This is a genomic window from Leucobacter sp. G161 (assembly GCF_001482305.1).
Taxonomy (GTDB): domain Bacteria; phylum Actinomycetota; class Actinomycetes; order Actinomycetales; family Microbacteriaceae; genus Leucobacter.
Window position 1 is genome coordinate 94,898 of record NZ_LOHP01000063.1, and the last position, 6,722, is coordinate 101,619.

General features: G+C 66.5%; 9 protein-coding genes. 3 read left to right on the top strand and 6 right to left on the bottom strand.

Going from position 1 to position 6,722, the window contains the following annotated elements; translation table 11 throughout:
- Positions 1-6 precede the first annotated feature (6 nt).
- The 3 genes from AUL38_RS10005 to AUL38_RS10015 are packed head-to-tail and all read right to left on the bottom strand — an operon-like array spanning position 7 to position 1,935.
- The gene (locus tag AUL38_RS10005; protein ID WP_059061700.1) at positions 7-630 is read right to left on the bottom strand and encodes an energy-coupling factor transporter transmembrane protein EcfT; all 624 of its coding nucleotides are present in this window, start codon (positions 628-630) and stop codon (positions 7-9) included.
- The gene (locus AUL38_RS10010) at positions 627-1,310 is read right to left on the bottom strand and encodes an energy-coupling factor ABC transporter ATP-binding protein (RefSeq protein WP_059061702.1); all 684 of its coding nucleotides are present in this window, start codon (positions 1,308-1,310) and stop codon (positions 627-629) included. Before AUL38_RS10010 ends, AUL38_RS10005 begins: the two co-directional genes overlap by 4 nt.
- Positions 1,311-1,320: 10 nt before the next feature.
- Complete coding sequence (locus AUL38_RS10015) at positions 1,321-1,935, bottom strand: biotin transporter BioY (RefSeq protein ID WP_059061704.1); 615 nt, start codon at positions 1,933-1,935, stop codon at positions 1,321-1,323.
- A gap of 70 nt (positions 1,936-2,005) precedes the next feature.
- Between AUL38_RS10015 and AUL38_RS10020 the strand changes: the two genes are divergently transcribed.
- Together AUL38_RS10020 and AUL38_RS10025 are read left to right on the top strand one after the other, a co-directional pair.
- Positions 2,006-2,587 (top strand): TetR/AcrR family transcriptional regulator, encoded by a 582-nt coding sequence (locus AUL38_RS10020; RefSeq protein WP_059061706.1) that lies wholly within the window; start codon positions 2,006-2,008, stop codon positions 2,585-2,587.
- Between the two features lie 82 nt (positions 2,588-2,669).
- Positions 2,670-2,867 carry a hypothetical protein gene (locus tag AUL38_RS10025; protein WP_059061708.1) on the top strand — a complete coding sequence of 66 codons (198 nt, stop codon included), beginning with the start codon at positions 2,670-2,672 and terminating at the stop codon, positions 2,865-2,867.
- Positions 2,868-2,949: 82 nt separating this feature from the next.
- On the opposite strand, the gene AUL38_RS10030 is transcribed toward AUL38_RS10025, so the two are convergent.
- From AUL38_RS10030 to AUL38_RS10040, 3 genes are read right to left on the bottom strand one after another with little or no spacing between them, the layout of a single operon-like run.
- Positions 2,950-3,282, bottom strand: a complete 333-nt coding sequence (locus AUL38_RS10030; RefSeq protein ID WP_059061710.1) for a DUF4190 domain-containing protein — start codon at positions 3,280-3,282, stop codon at positions 2,950-2,952.
- 57 nt (positions 3,283-3,339) lie between these two features.
- Positions 3,340-5,007: a long-chain-fatty-acid--CoA ligase gene (locus AUL38_RS10035; protein WP_059061713.1), complete on the bottom strand. Its 1,668-nt coding sequence runs from the start codon at positions 5,005-5,007 to the stop codon at positions 3,340-3,342.
- A gap of 35 nt (positions 5,008-5,042) precedes the next feature.
- The gene (locus AUL38_RS10040; protein WP_059061715.1) at positions 5,043-5,870 is read right to left on the bottom strand and encodes a CoA transferase; all 828 of its coding nucleotides are present in this window, start codon (positions 5,868-5,870) and stop codon (positions 5,043-5,045) included.
- Between the two features lie 542 nt (positions 5,871-6,412).
- Here AUL38_RS10040 and AUL38_RS17985 point away from each other — a divergent pair.
- Entirely contained in the window at positions 6,413-6,550 is a 138-nt protein-coding gene (locus tag AUL38_RS17985) for a hypothetical protein (RefSeq protein ID WP_083506766.1), read from the top strand.
- Positions 6,551-6,722: the final 172 nt, after the last annotated feature.

The window sequence follows — 6,722 nt, forward strand, 5'->3', positions numbered from 1 at the left end:
ACTAGCCTACGGGGCCTGCTCGTCGCCGATGCCGCGTGCGGCGAGCGCTTGGCCGGTGAGTTGCGCCTGGGAGACGGTGCGCAACACCAGCGGCACCGTGCGGGCGCGAAGGCTGCGCTCGAGTCCGCGTGCGCGCGCGGCAAGGAGCGTCTCGCGTGACAGCTCCTGCACGGCAGGGATCATGCGGATCGCGAGGGAAAAGGTGAGCGCAATCCGCTCGGTGTCGACCCCAAATCGCTGGAGCGGGGTGAGTGCCCACGCGATCGTCTCGAGCATGTCGCTCGCGCGCGTACTCGCGGTGACGGCGCTCGCCGCAAAGATGAGCGCGAGCAGGTCGGCGATGACTTCGGTGCCTCGCTCCCAGCCAGCGTTCCACGTTTGGAAGGCGAACAGCGGCACGCCGATCAGTGCAAAGGTGCGCGCGACCCGCCAGAAGTCACGGCCGCGGAGGCCGGCGATGAGGGCGAGCGCGACACCGATCGCGAGTGCGAGGAGGGCGCTGATCCACCCCTTCGCGGCGAGCACAGCGATCGCGAACGCGAACAGTCCAAGCAGCTTCGCGCCGGGCCGGATCGCGTGGAGCGGGCCGCGGTGGGTGATGTACGCGCCGAGCGCTGCTGGGGCACTCATGCGGACGCAGCGCTCGCGCGGTAGTGGGCGATGGCCGCAGCCGGTGCGCCGTCGAAGACAACCCGCCCCTGCTCGACCACGAGCGTACGATCCGCGCGCTCAGCGAGCTCGAGGTTGTGTGTCACGATGACCACCTGCTGGGGGAGGCCGAGCAGCAGGTCGCCGATGAGGCGTGTGTTGCGCAGATCGAGCAGCGTCGTGGGTTCATCGGTGACGAGGATCTGCGGGTCGGTCGCCAGCACGGTCGCGATTGCGAGGAGCTGCTGCTGGCCGCCCGAGAGCGCGTGCACGCTGCGCTCGGCAAAGCCGTCCAGCCCGAAGCGCGCGAGCGCGCTGAGCGCCGCGGCCCGGCGCTCGCCGGAGTCGCGGTGTTCTCGGCGAAGAGACAGCTCGACATCCTCGATGGCGGTCGGCATGATGAGCTGCGCCGAAGGATCAGTGAACACGAAGCCGACGGCACGCCGCACCGCAGCGCCATCCGTGACCGTGTCGAGCTCGCGGACCGTCACGCTGCCTGCGCTTGGCTCGACCAGCCCGTTGATGAGTCGGGCGAGCGTTGACTTGCCCGAACCATTCGCGCCGATGATTGACACCCGCTGCTCGGTGAGGGTGAGCGATACCGGGTGCAGGATCGTCGCCCCGTCGTGCGCGGCAACGGCCGCCTGGTTGAACGAGATCACCCCAGTGATCCTACGCGGTGACGGCCGCGCGGCCGCGTGGCGGGAGCAGCGCGGGGAACGCGCGGTGCACCGAGGTCGCGACGATCGCCATGAGCACGTCCTTGAGGATGTCGCCCGGGAGGAAGGTCAGCCCGAAGGTGAAGGCCTGAGCGAGTGTCATGTCTGCGCGCCAGGCCATGCCGAGGGCGCCGAGCGGGTAGATCACCAGGACCGAGGCCGCTACGCCCGCGAGGAGGATGAGGGGGATGCTCGTCGCGATGCGCTTGCGGGGGAGGCGTTCGACGATGAAGCCGGTGAGGAATGCGGCGAACGGGAACGACAGCAGGTAGCCAACCGAGGGGCCGGCGAAGGGGGCGAGGCCCGCGCCGCTCGCGGTGAAGACGGGGAGCCCGATCGCGCCGACCGCGAGCCAGAGGAGCACGGCGAGCGCGCCGCGCGATGCCCCGAGTACGGCGCCGGCGAGGATCACGGCGAACGTCTGCAGCGTGATCGGTACGACGCCGACCGGGATCGCGGGGAGTAGTGAACACGCGCCAATGAGGGCAGCGAAGCTCGCAATGAGTGTGAGATCGGTGGCGGTGCTGCGGCGCTTGCGCGCTGGGGCGAGGGCTGGCGAAGCGGTCATGCGGACTCCCAAGGTAGAACCTGAACGGTGTTCTGGTGAACGGTGTTCAGGTTACCGATAGAATGATGCAATGCGCAACACGAGAGCCGATGTGGTCGCCGCTGCGCTGCGCGTGCTGGCGGCGCAGGGGCTCGAATCCTGCTCGATGCGTCGCGTCGCGGCGGAGCTCGATGTGCAGCCGAGCGCGCTCTACCATCACGTGCCGAACAAGCAGAGCCTGCTCGCGCTCATGGCTGATGAGATCGTGCGGCGGGTGCGGCTCGACGGCTCGGATCCCCGCGCCCTCTGCACCGAGCTGCGAGCTGCGATGCTCGCGGTGCGCGACGGCGCCGACGTCGTCGCGACGGTTGAGGCATTCCGGCTCGGTACCTCAGTAGCGGAGGGGCGCCTCGCTGAACTCGTCGGAGCTGACGGGGCAAAGACCCTGCTGCTGTACACCTTCGGGCACACGCAGTCGACCCAGACGCATCGGCAGGCTGCCGAGTTTGGTGCGTTGCTGGATCTGCCGCAGACCGGCACGCCAGCGGCGAGGCCCGAGGAGGATCTCGACGGATCTTTTGCCCGCGGCATCGACATCATCCTTGCTGGGTTGGCCGCGGGTGCGCGCGATCCTGGCCGCGCGAATACCGGCGCGGGGCTGAAAACGGTCTGAGACTTCCCCCGAATACCAGTGTTTCCACTCAGATTCCCGCGAAATACTGGTCTCGTACCGCAGGAAACGAAGGGGGAATACCATGGGATTTCTTGATGAAGCCAAGCAGAACGCGGCGAAGGCCGCTGAGCAGGCTCATGAGGCTGTCGCAGATGGCGTTGACAAGGCCAAGGACAAGGTCGACGAGCTGAAGGCCGAGGCCGACGTGAAGCGCGCCGAGGCCGAGCGCGACGCCGTGAAGGCACGGAACGACGTCAAGGACGAGCTCCGCGAGAACTAGCCTCTCAGCACCCCGAAGCGCCCGGCGCCCACGACCCCGATGGGGAGCGGGCGCCGGGCGCTTCGGCGTTGAGGCTGCAGGGCTACGCGGATGCGAGCAGCCACGCCCAGAACAGCACTGATGCGACGATGATCGCGATCGTGGCGTAGCCGAACACGAGACCGGTGAGCGCCACCCCGCGACCCGCGCCGGTGTACTTTGCCCTGCGCAGCCCGGAGTGGCCCAAAATGATCGCGAGGAGCGCGGGGAGAAACGCGACCGCGCCAGCCACGATGCCAAAGATCGGGAAGGGGGACCAGATGCCGATGAGGCCACCGATGATCCCGAGGATTAGCGACGTGACCGCCATCGCGTTGACGGGTGGCGGCAGCGGCTGCTGGTAAACAACCTGCGGCGGTGGTGGCTGGTAGCTCATGCCCCGATAGTACCGGCGCCCGCTGCACCTGCACAGCTTGGGTGAGCGCCCCGGCTGTTACGCACTGGATCCGTAGACGTCGGCGTGCTCGAGCCGCAGCGCCTTCTTGTCGATCTTCCCGACGCCGGTGCGCGGCAGTTGCGCGACGTGCACGATCTCCTCTGGCAGCTGCCACTTTGCGAAGCGGCCATCGAGGCCCGCATGGAGCTCGTCGAGGGCCAACGGTTCTCCGTCGGTGGTCACCACGAGCGCAAGTGGGCGTTCCTCCCACTTCGGGTGCGGCACGCTGATGACGGCGGCGTCGGCGACGCGGGGAATCCCCACGATCGCATTCTCCATGTCGATCGATGAGATCCACTCGCCCCCGCTCTTGATGACATCCTTCAGCCGGTCGGTGAGTTTGAGATAGCCGAACTGGTCAACGCTGCCGACGTCGCCCGTGCGCCAGTATCCGTCGAGGAACCGGTCGGCATCGTCCTCGAGCTCGTGGTACCGCTCGGCGATCCAAGGCCCCCGCAGCAGCACCTCGCCGACACTCTCGCCGTCAAACGGCAGATCGCGATCCTCGCTGTCGACGACGCGGATGTCGATGCCGTTTACCGGCAGGCCCTGGCTTCGCTTGCGATCCCACATCTTCTCATCGCTCACGGTGCCGAGCATGGACGGCTTCAGACCGAGATTCACGCTCACGAACGGCGAGGATTCTGTGGCGCCGAACGCGTGTATGACGTTCGCTCCCGTGAGTTCGTAGAAGTCGCGCATGAGCGAGAGCGCCGGTTCTGTGGAGCCGGAAATGAGGCGTGCCTGGCTGAGATCTGGCATCGGGTCGAGGGTCTTGATGTAGCTGAGCATCGGTTGAAAGATGGCCGGGGCGCCGTTGGCGACCGTGACCTCCTCCGAGATGAGGGTGTCGACGAGCGCCGGGAGATCCTCCGCCTGGTACCGCCCCGGCAGAACAATCTTCGCCGCGCTGTAGACCGCGGCCTGCGGGAAGCCCCAGCTCTGGCAGTGGAACATTGGCGTGACCGGCATCACGGTATCGTCCGCGCTGATATCGAGGCTCGCTGCGCACGCAAGCGTGTGCAGGTAGATACTGCGATGCGAGTAGAAGATGCCCTTGGGGCGTCCCGTGGTGCCCGTCGTGTAGCAGGCGCTGTATGCCGACTTTTCGTCGATGATTGGCCAGTGGTATTCGGGATCCGCATCCGCGACGAGCTCCTCAAAGTGGCGCGCGTTCGGCAGCGTGGTCGTGATCTCCGACATCGGTCGATCCGACATGATTACCCACTCCCGCACCCCCGGGGAGTGCGCTGCGAGGCCCTCAGCGACGGGCAGCAGCGTTTCGTCGACAAGGATCACCGATGCGCCGCTGTGCGTTGTCACGTACCCAAGGTCCAGCGGCGGCAATCGCAGGTTCATCTGCAGCATGACCGCGCCCGTGCCCGGGATGGCCCAGTACAGCTCGAAGTGACGCTTGCTGTTCCAGTCGAGAATGCCGACGACGTCACCGGGCTCGACACCGATGGACTCAAGCGCATTCGCGATGCGCTGCGTCCGTGCGTACGCTTCGCCGTAGGTGTAACGGCCCCACTCGCCGTTGGTCGTGCGATAGACGATCTCCTGCTCAGGGAATGTTCGCGCGGAGTGCCTGATGATCGTGGTGGTATTGAGCTGGTAGCTGTCGCCCATCGTCGAGGGCTTGCCGGTGACGAACTTCGTGGTCATGATTCCTCCTTGAAATGTCAGACTGTCGCAACCGGCTAGGTGCTGGGATGCACGCGCGCCAGCGGGACATCTGCGTCTGCTGCGAGTGCGAGCCAGGTCGCGGTGGGGTGGGCGCGAAACGCGAATTCCAGCGCCTCACGGGTTGAACCGCCCATCATGAGCGCAAGGCGCTCGTGAAAGTGCGGCTCGAGAGCGGCAACGGCGATCACGCCATCGGCAGTGTCGTACAAGCCGTAAGCGGGATCCGCCCCGCCGAGCAGGCCGCCGGGCGTCGTCAAGCCAAAACGCATCGAGTCGCTGGCATCAGCTGCTGCCCGCTCGAGGGAAACGCGATGATGACCACCGCGGCCGCTGGTGGCGCGATTGAGGAGCGCGAGGAGCATCGCGGAGACTGCGCGCTCGGCCCCGAGGAGATCCGCGATGAGGACGCGCGGGATCAGCGGTGGCGTGAGCAACCCGTGTTCGGCCTGGTGCGTCAGATCGTGGCCCGGGCGCTCCGCGTCGTCGGACCCAACGATCTCGACGACGGAGAGCCGAGGAAGCCCGGCGACGATGTCGGGAAGGCCGAGCCGCTCTGCAGCGGAGGGACGCATCGCTGTGAGAAGAAGGTCGGCGCGGGCGAGCTCATCCGCAAACCTGTCGATGTCGGTCTCCACTTTCAGGTCGAGCCGAAGGATCGTCTGGCCGCGGGTGAGCTTCGAATACCAGCCTGGTGCCCCCTGCGCGAGCGCATCGCCGGCGGGCGGTTCGATCTTGGTGACGGTGGCGCCGAGCTCGTGTAGTCGTGCAGCAGCGAGCGGACCAGGGAGATTTGTGGCGAGAGAGACGAGGTGAATGCCTGCTAACGGTGAAGCTTCTGGCATAACCCACCCACCTTTCGACTACAACCGTATCGCTATTCGCTTGGTTGTGCTGCAAAAAGTTCTGGGTTGCGCCGTCCGCTGCGGTTGACGGGAGTGATGCTGCTCGATGGGGACGAGTGCGCCAGAAGTGCTACTGAAGGAGAGCTCCACCCCAACAGTGCAAGTCTTCAGGCACTTGAAGTAGAGATGTTTGGGGAAGCCGGTTCTTCGCAGTTGAGGGTGTGCCGGCAGGTGGCGAGTGGGAGGGTGGCCCCGCTTGGGGGTTCTTCTCGCTAGCGGGTGTAGTGGCTGGCGAGGTCGACGCGGGGCCGCGATGAGCCGGGCCATCGGGCAGCCTTGCGCAGGGCGCGCACTCAGCTGCGACTTGCGTGTCTCGGTCGCGACGTGCGTGTCTCGGTCGCGACGAAACAGCCGGTACAGCACACGTGCCCTCCGGAATACAGCACGCCTGACCCTGGGGGTCGGGCACGGATCGCCCGCGGCAGCCCGAACCTTGCTCACTCCACCCCGCGGCGCAGTGGCGTGCCGGGCAGTTAGAAAGGGTGCAGTGCGGGATCGTCAACCGCGGGATCGTCAACCGCGGGATCGTCAACCGCGGGTTCTTCAACCGCGGGATCGTCAACCGCGGGTTCTTCAACCGCGGGTTCGAATTGCACTTTGCGTTTCGGTTTGGGCCGTGAAGCCCGTAGCTCTGGGAGGAGGTCTGGTGGCAGGTCGATATAGATACGCCCAGTCGGTGACGTCCACTCGAGCACCCCGCCCGCGAGTTGTCTCACTGTCCAGTCCGAGTTGCCTTTCAGTGCGTGGTGGCTGCGGCACAAATGTGCGAGGTTGTCGGTAGCTGTGGGCCCG